Consider the following 17,316-nt stretch of genomic DNA (forward strand, 5'->3'; position numbering starts at 1 on the left):
CCGTATCAGGCGGCGTCGGCTGCCTGTGCCGCATGGGCCTGCGCGTATGCAATGCCGGCCTCCAGCCGCGCCAGTCCGCGCGACAGCTCGCGCATGGTCGACGGCGACACCTCGGCAAGCACATCCTCCAGAAAGGCTGAGCGCAGCGGCATGGCGTGCGCCACCACCTGCTGGCCGGTCCGTGACAGCGTGACGTGGGTCACGCGGTTGTCGCGTTCCGAGGTGCTGCGCTCCACCCAGCCAAGTTCCTGCATGGCCTTGAGCTGGCGCGTCAGCGCGCCGGGGTCCATGCCGACCAGGTCAGCCAGCGCCTTCTGGCCGATCGCGCCCTCCTGGTGATGCAGCGCATGCAGGATGCGCCAGCGGGGCAGCGGCAGCCCCAGGCGCTGTTCGAACGCGGCCGCGTAGGCGCGGTAGGTGCGGCCGAACTGCTGCAGTACGGCCACGCTTTGTCGCTCCAGTTCCATCCGTTTTCCTCAGGTTACGTTCTTCAGTCGGCTGCCATGGCGGGCGCCGGCGCCCGGGTCAGCTTGATCGACGGTACCCGGCGGGCGCACCACACACCCAGCGCGGCAGCCACCGCAGCCACCACCAGGCCGAGGTGGATGGCGCTGACCAGCGATACGCGCGCCTGTTCCAGCAGCAGGGCGCCATTGTGCCCGGCCTGCTCCAGCTGGCCGAGCAACGCGACTTGCGAGGCCTTGTCGATCAGCACCTGCGGATCCGCCATGCGCGCCGTCCATTGTCCGGCATTGGCGGCGGACAGCGCATGTTCCACACCACCGGTATAGCTGCGCGTGACCAGCGTGCCCACGATGGCGGTGCCCACCATGCCGCCCACCATGCGCAGCGATTGCAGCATGGCCGTGGCAATGCCCAGGTGCTCGCGCCCTGCCGTCTGCTGCGCAAACACCGTCAGGTTCGGCATGATGAAGCCTAGCCCGAACCCGCCGATCAGCATGATCGTCAGCAAGACGCCGTGCGGCATGCTGCGCGTGGCCTGCGACAGGCCAAGGCAGGACACCGCCAGCATGCCAAAGCCGGCATAGAGCATGGTATTCGGGCGGTGGATGCGCGTGACGATGCGGCCGTTAAGTATGCTGCCCGCGGTGATGCAGACCACCAGTGGCGTGATCAGGATGCCCGCCTCCTTCGGCGAATAGCCAAAGCCGCCCTGGAACAGCAGCGGCGCATAGAGCAGCAGCGCGAACATGGTGAAGCCCGTGAACACCGCCAGCCGGAACAACGGCGCCAGCCCCGGGTTGCGGAACATCTCCACCGGCAGGATCGGGTTGGCACAGCGTTGCTCCCACCGCCACAGCGCCACCAGTGCCACCGCCGCCAGCACCAGCAAGCCCCCCGTATAGGCATCGAACCCGCGCGCCGGCAGCAGTTCAACGCTCAGCTGCACGCACCCCAGCCCGGCTGCGATCAGCAAGGCGCCGAGCCAGTCCACGCGGATCGGCCCGCTATGGGCCTGCTGGCGCAGGTGCGGCAGGTAGCGCCACGCAAACCACAGCCCCAGCACGCCGATCGGCAGGTTGACATAGAACACCGCGCGCCATCCGTACCACTCCGTCAGCAGCCCGCCCAGCGACGGCCCCACCGCATTGGCAATGCCGAAAGCCGCGCTCATCATCACCTGCCAGCGCAGCCGCACATGCGTATCCGGAAACAGGTCGGCAATGCAGGCAAAGGCAGTGCCGACCAGCATGCCCCCGCCAATCCCCTGCAGCGCGCGCGCCAGCACCAGGAACGGCATGCTCGGCGCCATGCCGCACAGCGCCGAGGCCACCGAGAAGACCACGATCGATGCCAGCACGAACGGCTTGCGCCCGTAATAGTCCCCCAGCCGCCCGAACACCGGCACGGTGATCACCGATGTCAGCAGGTAGGCCGTGGCTACCCAGGCGTAGTACTCGAAGCCTTGCAGCTCGGCCACCACGGTCGGTAGCGCCGTGCCGACCACAGTCTGGTCCAGCGCCACCAGCATCACCACAAAGGCCACGCCCAGCATGGCCAGCAGGGACTCGCGAAACGGCAGCACCTGGCCGTTGGCCTCGGACTTTTCTGGCTGTGGGGTCACTTTTATTGCCCGATCAATCGTTGCGTTGTCAAGCATTATAGACACGGTTCGGCCAGCGCGTCATGGCGCGACCAAATTTGACGCCGCGCCCATGCCGCCGGCCTACCCGATTTCAGGGATTTCCGACCATTCCTGCGATAAGTAACATCGGGCCTGGCCGCCTGCTGGCACGCATTGACCGACCCGGAGATTCCCATGCCCCTTCCATTGTCCATGCCGCTAATGACAGCAGCCTCCCATCTGGTCCAGGCATACTCCATCGCCAACATTCAACATGGACAGGTCACCCGGCTGACGGGATATGGGCGCCCGATCCTGGATGCCGCGTACGATGCTGCCGACGAACTGCGAGCCTGCTGTGACAGAAAGTACCAGTGGCTGGTCTCCTTCCTGGATTACCTGCGGCCCAGCCAGTTCGCTACCATCAAGGTCGATGCAATCAAGCGCATAAATGCCGCATTCAACATCACGGCAAGCGCCCTCCCGGAGATCAACTCCCTGTCGCGATGGAAAGCGCTTGGCGAGGCATGCGCTCGCGTGGCACAGCAGGACAGGATCTATCTCGATCGCTTCTATCGGACTCGCAATGCCCGAAGCGCACTGTCGGATATCGAGGAAATCTTTTACACCGCCAACAAGGAAGGAATGGGCGATGATGCGCTGCGCGTGATGAAAGCCGTAATGCAAAACGGGGGCAACGCTGCCGGCATCACGTCCAGAACCATTGTTGCGCTGGCCAGGATGCTGCGTGCCCATCCTCCGTTGAGCGGATTCATGGGATATACGCGCTGGGGGCCGGGCGACCATGGCAATCCCGATGCCAACCTGCGCGCCCATGCGTTGAAGCATGTCTGCCGGCAACCGTTGCTGCTCGAAGTCGGCGTTGCCGAAACCATGTTCTGGTGGGATTTCCTGCGCATACAGCTGACCCTGGCAGATTACAACCGCCTCGCCGTCAACCCGAAGCCACTGGTTCAAAGCCTGTTTGATGGCCTGAACCCTCTGGCTGGCGACCACTTGCGCCGCTTTCTCATCCATCAGGCATTCAATGACGAACCTCAGCTTGCCGATTTTGCCCTGCAACAGGCACTTAGGCCCTATCGGGACGTTGCCATTGAAACCAGCAGGGTGCTGAATCGGGTCATCATCCAGAGCAATGGCGAGAAGGTCTTCCTCAGCGGCGCCTCGGGAAACATCTTCATCATCGGCAGGTTCGAAGGCACTGAGCTGGGCATCTCCTCGTGCTATTGGGCGACTGATATTGAAAGCAAGCTCAGAGGGGCAAGATCCAACATCTGCTGGGAGGTCCGCAGGTAGGCTAAGCGGGGCTGGCTCCAGATTGCGGGCGGTCGCGTCGTCGAGCACATCCGCGCATCCGGGCTCGGCGAAGCGCTTTCATTTCACGAATTTGTGAAACACGCAAAAAAAACGCCTGCTGGGGAAGCAGGCGGCAGGGAAAATTCTCGCGACGGGACGCACCCGGGAGAATGCGGAGCGATCGGGAAGACGCTCCACAAATGCAGTATCGCGCCCGGCGCGTGACCGCTCCATCAGGCATGCCTTAAATCGGCCGTGTAGTTGGCACCCTGCGTGCCGCCTTGCGACTCCAGCCCGTCTGCCAGCAGTTCCAGTTCGGCATGGAAGGCCTGCCAGTCCGGACCGATGGCAACCAGCCCCGAGCGCCGGACCGCCTGCTCCAGCCAGCGGCACGCCTGGCTCTGCAGCGCATGGCCCATTACCGACAGCGCCCCGGCCAAGCCGTGCAAACGTTGGGCAAACGCTTCGGCGTCGCCCGCCAGCAGCGCCTCGGCCAGTGCGCGCTGGTCCCGCCGCAGCGCGTCGGCATGCAGCAGTGTGTCGCCGCCTGCATGCGCGCCCGGCGCTGCCCGCGTCGCCATATGGGTGCCGGACAGATCTTCCAGCAGCTTGCGCAGCGTGCCCAGCCCCACCGGCTTGGTCAGGCATCGGTCGATGCCGGCCTGCTGGCATCGCTCGGCGACATCGGGCCCCACGCTGGCGGTGACGGCAACGATCGGCGTGGCGAGGCCGGCATCGCGCAGGCACCGCGCCAGCGTGAAGCCATCCATGCCAGGCATCTGCAGATCGGTCAGGACCAGGTCGTAATGCCGGCCCGATGCCATCAACAGGGCCTCGGGCCCGTCACCGGCCAGATCGACCTTCTGCCCCAGGTTTTCAAGCTGTTCCCGCATCACCACCTGGTTGATCGGATGGTCTTCCACCAGCAGCAGCGCCAGCTGCACGGCAGGCGTATCGTCGCGCGCCGGCACGGGCGCCTGCGTTGCCGTCACCTCCACGCCTGCCGCTGCCGCGATCGCCGCCAGCAAGCCGCGCCAGGCATAGGGCGATGCCACCACCGGGGTCTGCGTCAGGTCCGGCACTGCCGGCGCCATGGCCGACACCACCACATCGGCGTCGTTGCAGCGAGGCATGGCCTGCTCATCGCACACCAGGACATCGACCGGCGTGGCCGGCGGCGCGGCGGGGTCATACTTGACCGCCCGTGCGCCATAGAACTGCAGCAACTGCTCCACGCCCTGGTAGAGCTCGCGCAAGGTGACATTGAGGCCGACCGTCAGTCCCCGCAACGCGGTCCGCGGCCAGGCATCGGCCGGCGCCTCGGCGCCAGCGCTGGCCAGCGGCAGGCTGACGGTAAAGCAACTGCCCAGGCCGGGCTCGCTGACCAGCCGTATCTCGCCAGACATCAGCCCGACCAGCCGGCGGCAGATCGACAGCCCGAGGCCTGTGCCGCCGTAGTGGCGCGTGTCCGGCTGCTCGGCCTGGACGAAGGGCTCGAACAGCCGGCGCTGGTCTCGCGCGGCGATGCCGATGCCGGTGTCGATGACGCGGATTTCCACGCCGCCGCCCGGCTTGCGCATGGCCGTGACGATGACCTTGCCTTGTTCGGTAAATTTCACCGCATTGCTGACCAGGTTGTTCAGGATCTGTTCGAGCTTGACCACGTCAGCCATCACCGGCTCAACCAGCGAAGGATCATTGACGCACAGCAGGCGCAGCTGCTTGCGCGCCGCTTCCGCGGCAAAGCGCCGGGTCACGTCCTCGACGATCTCCTCGACGCGGCAGGGCCGCAACTGCAATGACATTTGCCCTGCCTCGATCTTGCTGAAGTCGAGCACGTCATTGATGATGTAGATCAGCGACTGCGACGCGTGCTGCATGACCGCCAGCTGGTCGCGCTGGCGCGAATCGAGCCGGGTCAGGCCAAGTAACTCGATGCTTCCCAGCATACCGTTGAGCGGTGTGCGGATTTCATGGCTCATGGTGGCCAGGAACGAGGACTTGGCGTGGTTGGCGGCATCCGCGGCGCGGATCGCCTCGCGCAGGCGCGCCTCGCTGCGGCGCGCGTCGGTCACGTCGTTCAGCGCGCGGAGCACGGCCGCCCGCCCTTCATAGGTAATCTCCACCTGGCGCACTTCCAGGTACCGGGTCTGGCCGTTGCGGCCGACCAGATCGACATCGAAGCAGGGCTGCACCCGCGGCATGCCTTCGGTTGTGGTGCCCTCGCTCGTCAGCCGCGCGTCACAGGCATCCTGCAACTGCGCCAGGCCGGCGGGCGTGGCCTGGTCGGTGATCGAGTGGGCCGCGGCATTTGCCAGCAGCACCTGCCGGGTGCTGCGCTCGACGATCATCAGGCCCACGCCGGCCACTTCGATCACGAAGCGCCCGAGCGCATCGCTTTCCTGCAGGCGCAAGGACTGACGCTGCGCAGGGCGCATGATGCGGCGGTCGATCAGCCAGATCCACGCCAGGATCAGCATCGACAGCGAGCCGGTCAGCCCCAGCATCCATAAGGCGTTCTGCCGGAACTGGTGCCATACCTGGCCCAGTGCGATCACGCCGACCGTGCGCCAGCCCCACGCGTCAAGCTGGTATTCCAGCACGACGACATAGTCCAGCAGCCCTTGCCGTACCAGCGCCGAACTCACCCTACCCGGGCGCGTACCGGGCGCGGCCAGCGATGCCGTGACCGACTGGCCGAGGGTGCCGGCCGGCATGCCATCCGCACTCAGCGCCATGCCGGCATCGGTCACCAGCACGAAATCGCCGTCAATGGTCTGTCCGTCCGGCAGCATCGGCGACAGCGGGAACTCCATGGCCAGCACCGCGGCCGGTTCGCCACCGACTTGCACCAGCGTGGCGAAGGTGACGGTGCGCATGCCGCTGACCCAGTCCAGCGCCGGCGGCAGCACCACCGCCTGGCCCGGATGGGCGCGCAGGCGTGCGACCAGCGCGTCATTGCGCAGGCGCGCGAGCGTGTCACGCAGGAAGGTCTGGCGCACGTCATCGCGCTGCATGAGCGCGCGTGCCGGGTCCAGCCGGCGCGGGATGACATAGAGCTGGTCGGCCTGCAGGTCGACCAGGTAGGCGTTCTGCACGTCGCGGTACTGCAGGTTGTTCACGCGGAAGGTGAATGTCATCATGTCGGCCAGGCTCTTCAGCCTGGTGCCCGGCGCCCTGGCGCTGGCGGGCGGGACCAGCAGCGGGATGTACTGCCGGTCGCCCCGGCGCCGCAGGCGGTCGGTCCATTGCTCATCGCTGACGGCGGCGAGTTCATCGGCCAGGCCGATATCGGAAAGCCGCGTCAGCGATCCCAGCGCGCGCACGGTCAGCGCCTCGGCCCCGTGCAGCTTTGCCTGCAATTGCTCGGACTGCGACTGCAGCACCATCTCCTGACGCTCGACCGCCTCGTGCAGGCGGTAGCGCAGCAGCACCCCCCACGACAACACGGTCAGCCCAAGCACGCAGGCGGAGAACAGGTAGACCAGATAACGGATCTGGCGAATGCTCAACGGCAACGCGGAGCTGCTGTCGATCGACATCAGCCGTTTCATTGAATACCTCGTTTTGACATCGAGACTGTCCGGAGCGTCCGGACAGTGCATGGGTCGTAGTGCACTTGGCAAGCGACGTACCGGGCCTCACAACATGCCGCGCCGGATGGCAATGGCGGCAAGCTCCACGTCGTTCTCGGCGCCGATCTTGCGCATGAGGCTCTGCTTTTGCGTACTGATCGTCTTGACGGTCCGGCCGGTGCGCATGGCGATCCCGGTCACGGACATGCCCGACAGGTAGAGGCGCAGCACTTCGCTTTCACGCCTGGTCAGCAGCTCCGCCCAATCGCCGTCCGGCGGACCGCTGCAGGGCCTGCCCCAGATCAGCGTGCAAGCGGTTTCCGATACGGAAGCCAGCCCCAGGTATGCCATCCAGACCGCTTTCATGATCTCGTCGACACCGTCCTTGGCTGTCACGACATTGCGGCAGCCGTCCTTGAGCAACTGCAGCACGGCGGCACGGTCGACGACGTTGGCGATCGCGACCACGCGCTGCCCGCCCAGCTCGGCGAGCCGCGTGCCAATGCGCGCATAGCCGGAAGGCTCGCGGTCTTTGGTGTCCCACAGCGGGTAACGCAGTGTCACGACATCACACGAGCCTTGCTGCAGCGCTTGCACCAGGCTCGGTTCGTCGCCCGCCACGCCAGCCAGCTCGATGCAGGCGCTGGCCGCGAGCCGCCGGCCCAGCAGGCGCCGCATGACAGGTTGCGAGTCCGCGATGATCACCCGGATTTTTTCCATGGCCGCCTTAGGCTCCAGCGTTGTCGTTCCTGCATTCAGGATGAACCATGCGCCTGGCTTTCGAAATCAGCCAAGCCTGAAAAAAGCGGGGATATTTCCGAGGAGAGGAATAGCGCACGCGCCGCCGCACGGGAGGAGCCGGCCGGCATCGGCGCAGCCAGGGATGCTATTCAGCGGAGGGAGGGGAAATGCAACGCGGCCCGGGGACCGGCCGCAAGGAAGGGGATGATGCCAGGATCAGGGGCCGCCCAGCAGGCCGTTTGTCCTGGCGTATTCGTAGAGTTCGTAGTCGTTGGTCAGGCCCAGTTTCTTCATGGCGATGCTCTTCTGCGCGCTGATGGTCTTGCTGCTGCGGTTGGCCTGGCGCGCAATCTCGATGACCGGGACACCGGCCGCACACTGCCGTATCACTTCCAGTTCGCGGCGCGTCAGGACCGGCCGCTGTGATGGCTCGTCGAGGCCGCCCGAAGCCAGGATCGCACGCACCGATGCGGGCTGGTAGCTCAGCCCACTGAACGCGGCACGCACCGCCGGCACCAACTCCTGGACCGGATCGGTCTCGTTCAGGATCACGGAAATGCCGACCTTCTGGATATTGCGAATCAGCGCCGGATTATCCAGCATGGTCATCACCACGATCCGGGTGGTGGGATAACGGCGGCGCAGCATCTGCAGCATTGGCAGGCCGTCGCCAAACTGACCGCCCGGCATGGAGTAGTCGGTCACGATAACGTCGCAATCCGTGCTTTCAAGCAACTCCACCAACTGGGTCGAATTGGCGGCACTCCCCACGATCTGCACGCCCACTTCGTTCGCCAGGACCCGGCTCATCCCGTCAAGGACGACGGGGTGGTCATCTGCAATGATTACCTTGATCATTTACGATCCCCCTGTTTTTTATCGGTTCTGCGGCCGCGTAGCGGTGCGCCGCCGAACTGCCGGCATTCAATGCCGGTCATCTTCGCTGCTCTGAATATTAGGAGTCTTCCGAGAAGACTGAATTAAGGAATTCCTTAAATAGTATCCGGCCAATTGCGTCGTGCCGCATCCTGGCTGCCCTTATCGCTTTCAGGGTCGTCAAAGTATGCTGCAAGATACAACGCCAGGTTGTCGACATGGGCTTGCACGACCGCCAGCGCCTGGGCCGCACCCAGCTCCAGTTCCCGGCACAGTTCGACAATCTCCTCGCCATCTTCGGCATGCGCCATGGCGCCCCTCATACGATGGGCATGGTGGCGGATCGCCTTCATTTCCCCGCTGGCTGCGGCCGCGGACAGTTGCCTGAAATCCTCGCGCATGGTGCGCTCCAGCAACGCCAAGCTGGCAACGTTATCCTCCACATGGGCGGCGCCCGCCGCGCCCGCGGCCCTTTGTGCCAGGCCGGATGCCTGTGCCGGCAGCACGGCGCGCAGACACTCGGCCAGGTCGCCCAGCAGGATGGGCTTGGACAGGTAGCGATTCATGCCGGCTTCGAGGCAGCGCTCGGCCTCACCCTGCGCGATGCTCGCGGTGAGCCCGACGATGGGCAGCGCCGCCCCCTGCGCACGCAGCGTGCGGCTCAGTTCGTAGCCGTCCATGCCGGGCATATGGATATCCGTCAGCATCAGGTCAAACCTGTGCTGGCGCAACACCGCAAGCCCTTCTTCGCCACTGGCAGCAAGCGTCGGCCGGCAGCCAAGGCGCTCAAGCTGCTGCTGCATCAGCAGCCGGTTGTAGGGATGGTCGTCGACCACCAGTATCTCCAGCCCCAACTGCGGCGTGGGGTCGACAGGCGCAGCCAGCGGTGGCGCACTGACCGGCGTCATGCCGGCCGCCTTGCAAAAAGCCCGCAGGATGCCCGCCTGATGATAGGCACTGACCAGCCAGCTGCCAGCGATCTGCTGTGGTTCCGCCGGGCCGTCGGCGCGCGCAAAGACCACGCCGGCATAGCCATCGGGAATGGCCTCGACGTGGCGGGTGGCGACCAACAGCACCATCCCTGGTTCCGGCGCCGGCCCGCGGCAAGCGATCGCCCTGCAGCCCATGGCGCGCAGATTGTCGATGGCATTGTTGCGGATTTCATCATTTTCCGACAGCACGGCCACCGGCGGCAGCACCGGCTCCACCTGTTCGCGCGGCCCGGCTTCCGGCAACCTCAGCAATACCCGGAAGACGCTGCCCTTGCCCGGTTCGCTCTGCACGGAAATGCTGCCGTCCATCAGGGCGGCCAGGCGTCTGCAGATCGACAAGCCCAGGCCCGACCCGCCAAACCGCCTTGCAGTGGAAGCATCTGCCTGCACGAAAGGCTCAAACAGCCGCGCCTGGACCTCGGGCGCAATGCCTGGCCCGGTATCCGCCACCTCAAGCTGGATGCCGATCCTGCCGTCCGCATCGGGCGCTTCACTCTGCGGCGCGCGCTGCAGGCGCACAATGACATGGCCCTGTGCCGTGAATTTCAGCGCGTTGTCGAGCAGATTGCCGATAATCTGGCGCACCCGCACCGGATCCCCGATCAGGCAAGGCAGGCCGGGCTGTGGATAGCACGGCAGCGCGATGCCTTTTTGCAGCGCGATCGGCGCCTGCGCGCGAACCGTCGATTCCAGCAGGTCGACCGGATCGAACGGCACGGCGTCCAGTTCGATCTGGCCGGCTTCCGCGCGGGAGTAGTCCAGCAGGTCATCCAGTATCTGCAGCAGGACCTGCGACGAGGACTGGATGGTCGACAGCATCTCGCGCTGGCTGTGCGCCATCTGTGTCAGGGACAGCAGCTCCAGCGTGCCCAGCATCCCGTACAGCGGCGTGCGGATTTCGTGACTCATGGCGGCCAGGAACTGCGATTTGGCGGCGCTTGCCTCATCCGCCAGCCGACGCGCGCGCGCGAGAGCGCGGTGCGCTTCGCGTTCGCCGGTGACATCGTGGATCGCACACAGCAGCACGTCTTCACCCTCGAAGCGGGTGTGGCGGCCGACTACCAGCACGTCGCGTGCACCCCCATGGCCGGATGGCACCTGCAGCTCCAGCCGCGCGGGCTGGTCGCCCCGCCGCGCCAGCATCTGGTCCAGCCACGGGCGGCCCGCAGTGCGCGTGTCGAGCGGCAGCCATTGCGCAGCCAGCGCGTTCTCGAGCCGTACATGGGCATCGGCTGTGCGCACCACCCGCAGGCCTACCGGAGCGGCCTGCATCACGGTACGGTTGAAGCGTTCGCTGTCCTCGATCCGTTCGGCGTCTTCCTGCATCGGCACCAACATCCGGCGCCGCAGCATGCCGGCACCGGTCAGCACCGCAAGCACACCAAGCCCGTAGAGCAGAAGCGCGGCCGCCAGCGCCGAGCCATGATCGGCCAGCGCCTGCGACAGCGGATAGGCGTAGGCCGCGCGCCAGCCATGGTCGCGCTCCATGCGGCCAATCATCAGGCTGCCCTGCTCGAACCAGTAGGCTACGCTTTGCCCGCCGCTGCCCAACTCACGCGCCACCCGCTCACCCAGCGCTTGCGGGCGCAGCCAGCCGGCGTCGCTGCCCCGGTACAGCAGGCGCCCTTGGCCATCGAAGAACATTGCCCGGCTGCCTGACGCGGTATGCGTGGCATCCGGGATACTGACGTCGTCCATCAGCGCGCGTACGGGAATGGCAGTCGCGCCATACGCCACGAGATTGCCGCTGGCGTCAAGGACTGGCAGAAAGCAGCTCAGTATAGGGCCCCGCTCGATGGTGCCCTGGTACGGCCCGGTCCACAGCGGTGAGGCGACCGGCGTCTCGGCTTGCGCTTCGCGCGACCGGTTCGCCAGCGCTTTGGCCCAGTTGCTGACAACCTCAGCGAGCAGCGGCCCGTTCAACCCCGGCGCACCCGGAAGCGCTGGTGTCACGTATGCCTGGCTCCCGTCGGCAGCCAGGAAAGCCGAGCGCATCCTCTGCGGCGCCTTACCCCAGTACGCGCGCTCGAAGATGGCGAATCGAACGATGTGCGAAACCGTGGCGGGACGCTGCGCCGCTGGCGCGGACGTGCCCATCAGCATGGTGGCAGGATTGGTCAGTCCAGGCACTTCGACGGCACGGGCACTGCCTGGAGGCACGCCCGTCAGCATGGCTTCGAGCTGGCCAGCCAGCCGGTCGCTGCGCACCAGCCGATACTCCGGCCCGGAGATTTCTGCCATGCGCCGTATGAAATACTCGTGCATGGCCTTCACTTCCAGCACCGCGCCAAAATGCAAGCGGTTGGCCAACGCCTGTTCCCACAGGATGCGCTGGAACAGGCTATGGAGAAACAGGGCAAGGAAGCCGCTCATCACGAGGATCAGCAGGCCAACGACAACGGTGAGCAGGCGGCTGTGCACCTGCCGGTTCGCGCGCGACAGCCAGTTGACCATTGGCGGGCTCCGTCTCGGCAGCCTGCCTGACGCCGCGTAGCGCCCGGCGCGGGGATCGGCAAGCGCCCAAAGTGGGTGAAATACTGTCTCTGGGATTATGCATCACATTGCAGCACGACAGATGTCCTCACCAATCCCATCGCCGGCCAAAACAAGAAACCCAGCGCGGCAGCATACAGCGCCGCACAGGGCTCAGTGGCATTACGCGGAGGGACTCGTCCCTACTGGTAGGTCATGGTGAACGTCATTCCCGAGTTGGCGGCGCCGGCCGCCACCGTGCTTCCGGTCTGGTAGTAGCGTGCCTTCAGTGGAATGACGTAGCTGCCACCAGTGCTGGCTATAGTCGCTCAAGACCTTGGTGGTCCCCAGCCGAAAACATTGCCGGAATCATCGAGCAACTGCACGCCGATGCCGGATGCCGTCGAGGAGGCATCGAGCGATACCACCGAGTTGGCGGCATCGAGAGCCGGGGTCACGGCATCGATGCGATAGCTCACCGAAGTCATGCCGGCCGGGCAGTTGTTCAGCGCGATATTGAATCCCGGCGATGACGTATAAGTGCCCGGCCCGGCAAACTCCTTGTTCTGATGCGTGCCCACCGGGGTATCGCGCGGCACGCCGTATGTACCAGTGGGCGCGGTGAAGTCCAGTGTACCGGCACTCGGTGTGCAGGAGAAGGTCGCGCCGAACGACTGTCCATGCAGTGCCAGGCAAAACAGCAGCGCAGCTGCCTTCAGTATGCCGTGCCATGGCCTGGCCGTCGCCTGGCCTCTGCTCACTGATCGTGTGAGGACAGACAATATCTTGTGCAAGGCGCCACCGCGCTGGCTTTGATATGGGCTTGTAGAATTCAACATCCTGACGTCCTGCGCATGCCGTGGCTGGCATGCATTAAGAAAATGGGGGCGGCACCATTCGCTCCAGCTTTAGCGGCAAACCGCTTCCACGGTCTGATACGAGGCATTCGCGTCTTTTTCAAGCTTCGGCAGGACATAATCCAGCTTGCATGCTTCCGCAACGGCCCTACCCCACTTCACGCTCAGCTGGCCTGCATCCGTCTTCAGCCCGCGCGCAATGATGCGCCCGCCCTGAGCGACAGTGCCGACGCTCTGGCCTTGTGCATCGAAGACCTCCGCCCCGAACGGCAGCGGCTTGCCATCCGGTCCGTTGGCCCGCAGAAGCGCCGCACGGCCAGGGTTGTCGGTCTCGAACTTCATCTTCACAATCGCGCCTGCGGTCGGCGCCACGTTCTGCTGCGTCGTCTTCAGCTCAACGCTCATGGGCAGCCCCTTCGGGTCGATCTCGATCTGGTTGGTGGCGAATGGCGTCAGGGTCGGCACCACGGCGTGGCCCCAGGGGTCCACGCGCAGGCCGCTGCCGTTGGCCAGGCGCGCACCCGCGGCATCCTTGGCCTCGATGATGGCCATGGTGTCGCCCACCGTGGGCGTGAAGGCCACGCCCCCCGCATAGGCCACGATGCCGCCGCTGATGCCCAGGCCTGCTTGCGAGAAGTCGCGGCCCTTGCTGGCACTGGCCGTCATGGTAGCCATCGGCGACACATAGCCGACGTTGGCGCCGACAGTGGCTGCATCCCTGGTGTCGCCGCCACCGGTGTAGCCGGCGTTCACGCCGTAGGTGAAGGCGCTGTCCTGGCCCAGGGTGCCGGTCACTGTTTCCTGCAGCGACGTGCCCCCGGTGGAATCGTGGCTCAGGCTGGTCATCGAGTACGGCGCGTGCTGGCCCTTGCCCAGCGGGATACCCACGTTGAGCATCACCCGGGTGTCCCACTTGCCTGAGCCGACGTTGAACTGGCGCGACGCCGAGACGCCATAGTTGATGCGCTTGTAGCTGTTGTTATAGCCCGCCTGGAACTGGGTATCGGAACCGCCGCGGTTCCAGTAGTTCTGCGTGGAGCCGGACAGGTAGAACGAGCCATAGCCTTGCGGCAGCATCTGGTTGATGGTCACCTGCAGGCGCCCGCGCTGGATGCCGCCGAGGAACGTGCCAGGGCCCAGGCCGCGCTGGTCCAGGTCGCGCAGCGCCATGGCATCGGTCATGCTCAGGTAGCCGCTGCTGGAATAGCGGTAGGCGGCCAGCGTCAGGTTGGTGTTGGTCGGTGCCACCAGCTTGCTGTACGACAGCCGCATGCTCTGGCCGCTCCGGTTGGGTGCATTCTGCAGGTTGGTCCAGGCCTGGGTCACGTCGGCGCCAAAGGCGCCGAAGTCCGTGTTCAGCGCCCCGCCGCCCATCACCGCCGTGTAGTCCTGTGCCGCGATGACGCCGCCGTAGCCGGTCACCATATTGCTGATGCCGTGCTGAACGGTTGCCTGCATCAGCATCGGCCTGCTCTGGATCGACGTATTGCGGTACTGGCCGACGGTCACGCTGTAGCGCGTGACGCCCGGGCGCAGCGCATTGACGGCTGCGGCGTAGGGCACGCGCGAGGTATGGACGCTGCCATCGGCTTCCGTGACCACCACCTCGAGATCGCCGCCGTAGCCGGTCGGATACAGGTCATTGATCTCGAATGCGCCGGGGGCAACCGTGGTTTCGTAGATGATGTTGCCGCCCTGGCGGACCTGCACGCGGGCGTTGCTGTTGGCAATGCCATGGACCACCGGCGCATAGCCGCGCTGGGATTCCGGGTACATCCGGTCGTCGCTGGCAATCTGCACGCCACGGAAGCCGAAACTGTCGAACAGGGTGCCGTCGGTGAAGGCATCGCCGATGATCAGCTGGCTCCTGATCGGCGCAATCGAGCGCTGCAGGTTGGTCTGCACGCTCTGGTAGCGCGTGCCCTCGACGTCGCCGTGCGTCAGGTTGCCCAGATGGCGAAAGCGCCAGCCACCGAAGTTGAGTCCGGCGTTCACCCCGACGTAGCTCTGCGTGGTCGATATCCCGCTGGAGTCGGAGTGATAGACGTTGGCGTTGTACTGCAGGCGCGCCGCGGTCACGCCTTCGTCCCAGTACTTGGGATCGACATAGCCGCGCGCCGAGCGCGACATGGCGATCTGCGGCACCGAGACGTCCAGGCGCTGCTCGCCGTTGTCGAAGCTGGCCGTGGCAACGGGGATCAGGTCGGGCAGCGACACGCACCCCGTGTCCAGCCGCGCCGACGCCTCCGGTGACAACCTGGCCAGGTCCACGCCCATGCGCTCGATCGCGGCACGGTCAAAGCACGGCTGCACGTTGCGGCTGTCTTCGCCCACCTGGCGCATCGTCACTTCGGCACGGCCCAACCAGACCTGGTTGACGTACAGCTCTGCGCGATAGTTGCCCGGCAAGGCCACGTTGCCCTTGTTGAAGCGGCTCGCGTCGATGCGGGCACCGCCGGGCTGCTGCAGGAAGGTGTCGTTGAATTCCACTTCCGCCACCAGCGTCGGCGCGCTGTTACCACCGGGCGCGGCCCATGCCCCCACGCCGGCGAACAAGGACAATACCACCGCACTGGCCGGACGCAGCCGGGACGGGAAGGAAGAGGTCTTCTGGGTTTTCATGGGTTTATGCCGGATATCTGGCCTTGCGCGGGCAAGACTTGCCCCTGCCGCTGGTTGCGGCATCGTCAATCGGAGAAATCAGCTCGGAAGAACGCCGGACGCGGCCCGGCGTGTGGTCAGCGCGAAGCGGCCTTGGTGGCGCTGCTGCCCAGTGCGGCTTCGCCGCTTACGGCGCCGCCGTAGTCATTGATGGCCTTGTAGCGAACCCTGGCTTCGGTGCCTTGCGCAACATCGCCGGTCAGCGGGAACGTTTTGGCTTCGCCCGGGCCGACCATGCCGCCTTCTTCAAACTTCGCGGTCTTGCCGCCGCCAACCAGTTCGAGGTTGGCGAAAGAAACGTGATACTTGCTGGGGTTGCTTGCCTCAAGCGCCGGCTTGCCGCCTGCATGGGTGACGCGCCAGCTGATGCTGCCAGGGGCGTCGTCGGCGTTGCCCTCCAGGCCCGCGGGGCGGAAGAAAAGCTTGATGCGCGAGCGGAAAGCCAGCTGCAGCTTGTTGACATCGGCTTCTTCGGCGGTGGGCTTTGGCGGGATCTCCAGCACATTGAGCCAGAACACGGATTCGCGGTCCTGCGGCAGTGGCTCGCCGGTGTAGATGATGCGCAGCGTCTGGCCCTTTTTCGGGTCGATGCGCGACACCGGCGGCGTCACGGTGAACGGTACGTCGATGGACGACGGCGCAGCCTTCGCGTCGCCCTTGTCGATCCACGCCTGCGTCAACGCCGGCGACTGACCTTCGTTGGTCAGCTTGATCGTGGTCTCGGTGTCTTTTGCCTTGTAGATGACCCGCGTGCCCGCTATGACCACGGAAGCTTGCGCGTGCAGCGCGCTCATGAGCCCCAGCGCAATCACGCCGGCGGAAATCAGGGACTTGATGGACGTTTTCATGATGGTTGCAGCGGACTTGACCGGGTGAAGCGGCACACACTCAATATTCGGAAGGCGCGGAGCGCGCCGGTAACACGCTCCGCGCCCTGTGGTACCAGGGCTTACTGGTAAGCGATCGAGTACATCACGGTCGAGTTGGCGGCACCGGCCGTTGCCGCGCCAGTTGCGTAGTACTGTGCGTAGTACTCCAGCTTGGCCGCGCCGCTGTTGATGGCGACTACGCCGGAATTCTGCGCGGCGTCGGCAAAGCCGGCCTTGATCGGGCTGTTATCGGTGCCGCCGTTCAGCAGGCGGATCTGCACGTTGGTGGCGCCGCCGGCGTCCACGATCAGGTTACCGGTGGTGGTGTCGGTGGTCGGGCCAGCCTCGAAGTAGGTATGCACGTTGCCGGTGTTCGGCGTGCAGTTGGTCAGGGCGATATAGAACGGCGTCTGGCCAGCGGTGTCACCAGCCTGGACCAGGGTGGAGGCCGAAACGGTCGGCAGTGTCACGGTAAAGTTCTTGCTGCCCGTGCCGTTGCCGTTGATCGTGCAGGTCTGGGCGGTGATCTGGCCGTTGAAGGTGATCTGGCCGTCGGCATTTGCGGCATGTGCAAACTGCGCGCCCATGGCGGTACCGGCGACGATCAGAGCAGCGAGGAGCTTGGTATGGGTCATGATGGGTGATTCAAATAAGTTGATAGGTAGATGGCTTTCGGATCCAACGGATCCCGCCCCGCCCCGTGCCGCCATTGAACCGCCAGATCTGTGTTGCAGTTGCCGGTTGCCCCGGGGACAGCTGAACTATATGTATGGCACCTAATGCCACCAATCAGGCAAGCCCTAGATCTTGCTCGGAATTTTTTCCTTTGCCGCGAACAGCTCGCCGTGGTTCTTATGCGTCATGAGGTGT

General features: G+C 65.3%; 11 protein-coding genes. 1 reads left to right on the plus strand and 10 read right to left on the minus strand.

Annotated features, from left to right (window positions below):
* Positions 1 to 5 precede the first annotated feature (5 nt).
* Together AC3WQZ_RS09230 and AC3WQZ_RS09235 are read right to left on the minus strand one after the other, a co-directional pair.
* Positions 6 to 467 (minus strand): MarR family winged helix-turn-helix transcriptional regulator, encoded by a 462-nt coding sequence (locus AC3WQZ_RS09230; RefSeq protein WP_010811054.1) that lies wholly within the window; start codon positions 465 to 467, stop codon positions 6 to 8.
* 23 nt (positions 468 to 490) lie between these two features.
* Complete coding sequence (locus tag AC3WQZ_RS09235; protein ID WP_234788082.1) at positions 491 to 2,017, minus strand: MFS transporter; 1,527 nt, start codon at positions 2,015 to 2,017, stop codon at positions 491 to 493.
* A gap of 264 nt (positions 2,018 to 2,281) precedes the next feature.
* On the opposite strand from AC3WQZ_RS09235, the gene AC3WQZ_RS09240 reads away from it, so the two are divergent.
* Positions 2,282 to 3,403: a hypothetical protein gene (locus AC3WQZ_RS09240; protein ID WP_010811052.1), complete on the plus strand. Its 1,122-nt coding sequence runs from the start codon at positions 2,282 to 2,284 to the stop codon at positions 3,401 to 3,403.
* Between the two features lie 233 nt (positions 3,404 to 3,636).
* Here the strand turns inward: AC3WQZ_RS09240 and AC3WQZ_RS09245 are convergent, their stop codons facing one another.
* The 8 genes from AC3WQZ_RS09245 to AC3WQZ_RS09280 all read right to left on the minus strand — a co-directional run bounded on the left by AC3WQZ_RS09245 (position 3,637) and on the right by AC3WQZ_RS09280 (position 17,081).
* On the minus strand, positions 3,637 to 6,957 hold the full coding sequence (locus AC3WQZ_RS09245) for a hybrid sensor histidine kinase/response regulator (RefSeq protein WP_492300375.1): 3,321 nt from the start codon (positions 6,955 to 6,957) through the stop codon (positions 3,637 to 3,639).
* An 87-nt stretch (positions 6,958 to 7,044) separates the two neighbouring features.
* The gene (locus tag AC3WQZ_RS09250; protein WP_010811050.1) at positions 7,045 to 7,698 is read right to left on the minus strand and encodes a helix-turn-helix transcriptional regulator; all 654 of its coding nucleotides are present in this window, start codon (positions 7,696 to 7,698) and stop codon (positions 7,045 to 7,047) included.
* A 237-nt stretch (positions 7,699 to 7,935) separates the two neighbouring features.
* Positions 7,936 to 8,577: a response regulator gene (locus AC3WQZ_RS09255; RefSeq protein WP_492300377.1), complete on the minus strand. Its 642-nt coding sequence runs from the start codon at positions 8,575 to 8,577 to the stop codon at positions 7,936 to 7,938.
* 134 nt (positions 8,578 to 8,711) lie between these two features.
* Positions 8,712 to 12,041: a hybrid sensor histidine kinase/response regulator gene (locus tag AC3WQZ_RS09260; protein WP_492300378.1), complete on the minus strand. Its 3,330-nt coding sequence runs from the start codon at positions 12,039 to 12,041 to the stop codon at positions 8,712 to 8,714.
* A gap of 347 nt (positions 12,042 to 12,388) precedes the next feature.
* Positions 12,389 to 12,898 carry a fimbrial protein gene (locus tag AC3WQZ_RS09265; RefSeq protein ID WP_144062258.1) on the minus strand — a complete coding sequence of 170 codons (510 nt, stop codon included), beginning with the start codon at positions 12,896 to 12,898 and terminating at the stop codon, positions 12,389 to 12,391.
* A 69-nt stretch (positions 12,899 to 12,967) separates the two neighbouring features.
* Positions 12,968 to 15,538, minus strand: coding sequence for a fimbria/pilus outer membrane usher protein (locus AC3WQZ_RS09270; RefSeq protein WP_492300380.1), 2,571 nt, complete (start codon positions 15,536 to 15,538; stop codon positions 12,968 to 12,970).
* A gap of 116 nt (positions 15,539 to 15,654) precedes the next feature.
* Positions 15,655 to 16,425: a fimbrial chaperone gene (locus AC3WQZ_RS09275; protein WP_011617636.1), complete on the minus strand. Its 771-nt coding sequence runs from the start codon at positions 16,423 to 16,425 to the stop codon at positions 15,655 to 15,657.
* Positions 16,426 to 16,526: 101 nt separating this feature from the next.
* Positions 16,527 to 17,081 carry a fimbrial protein gene (locus AC3WQZ_RS09280; RefSeq protein ID WP_010811044.1) on the minus strand — a complete coding sequence of 185 codons (555 nt, stop codon included), beginning with the start codon at positions 17,079 to 17,081 and terminating at the stop codon, positions 16,527 to 16,529.
* Positions 17,082 to 17,316 lie beyond the last annotated feature (235 nt).

It is taken from the genome of Cupriavidus sp. FW305-26 (assembly GCF_058787975.1).

Excerpts from the sequence above, each read along its gene's own strand:
- AC3WQZ_RS09270 (WP_492300380.1), bottom strand. The coding sequence starts at position 15,538 with ATGAAAACCCAGAAGACCTCTTCCTTCCCGTCCCGGCTGCGTCCGGCC.
- AC3WQZ_RS09250 (WP_010811050.1), bottom strand. The coding sequence starts at position 7,698 with ATGGAAAAAATCCGGGTGATCATCGCGGACTCGCAACCTGTCATGCGG.
- AC3WQZ_RS09280 (WP_010811044.1), bottom strand. The coding sequence starts at position 17,081 with ATGACCCATACCAAGCTCCTCGCTGCTCTGATCGTCGCCGGTACCGCC.
- AC3WQZ_RS09275 (WP_011617636.1), bottom strand. The coding sequence starts at position 16,425 with ATGAAAACGTCCATCAAGTCCCTGATTTCCGCCGGCGTGATTGCGCTG.
- AC3WQZ_RS09260 (WP_492300378.1), bottom strand. The coding sequence starts at position 12,041 with ATGGTCAACTGGCTGTCGCGCGCGAACCGGCAGGTGCACAGCCGCCTG.
- AC3WQZ_RS09240 (WP_010811052.1), top strand. The coding sequence starts at position 2,282 with ATGCCCCTTCCATTGTCCATGCCGCTAATGACAGCAGCCTCCCATCTG.
- AC3WQZ_RS09245 (WP_492300375.1), bottom strand. The coding sequence starts at position 6,957 with ATGAAACGGCTGATGTCGATCGACAGCAGCTCCGCGTTGCCGTTGAGC.
- AC3WQZ_RS09265 (WP_144062258.1), bottom strand. The coding sequence starts at position 12,898 with ATGTTGAATTCTACAAGCCCATATCAAAGCCAGCGCGGTGGCGCCTTG.
- AC3WQZ_RS09255 (WP_492300377.1), bottom strand. The coding sequence starts at position 8,577 with ATGATCAAGGTAATCATTGCAGATGACCACCCCGTCGTCCTTGACGGG.
- AC3WQZ_RS09235 (WP_234788082.1), bottom strand. The coding sequence starts at position 2,017 with ATGCTGGGCGTGGCCTTTGTGGTGATGCTGGTGGCGCTGGACCAGACT.
- AC3WQZ_RS09230 (WP_010811054.1), bottom strand. The coding sequence starts at position 467 with ATGGAACTGGAGCGACAAAGCGTGGCCGTACTGCAGCAGTTCGGCCGC.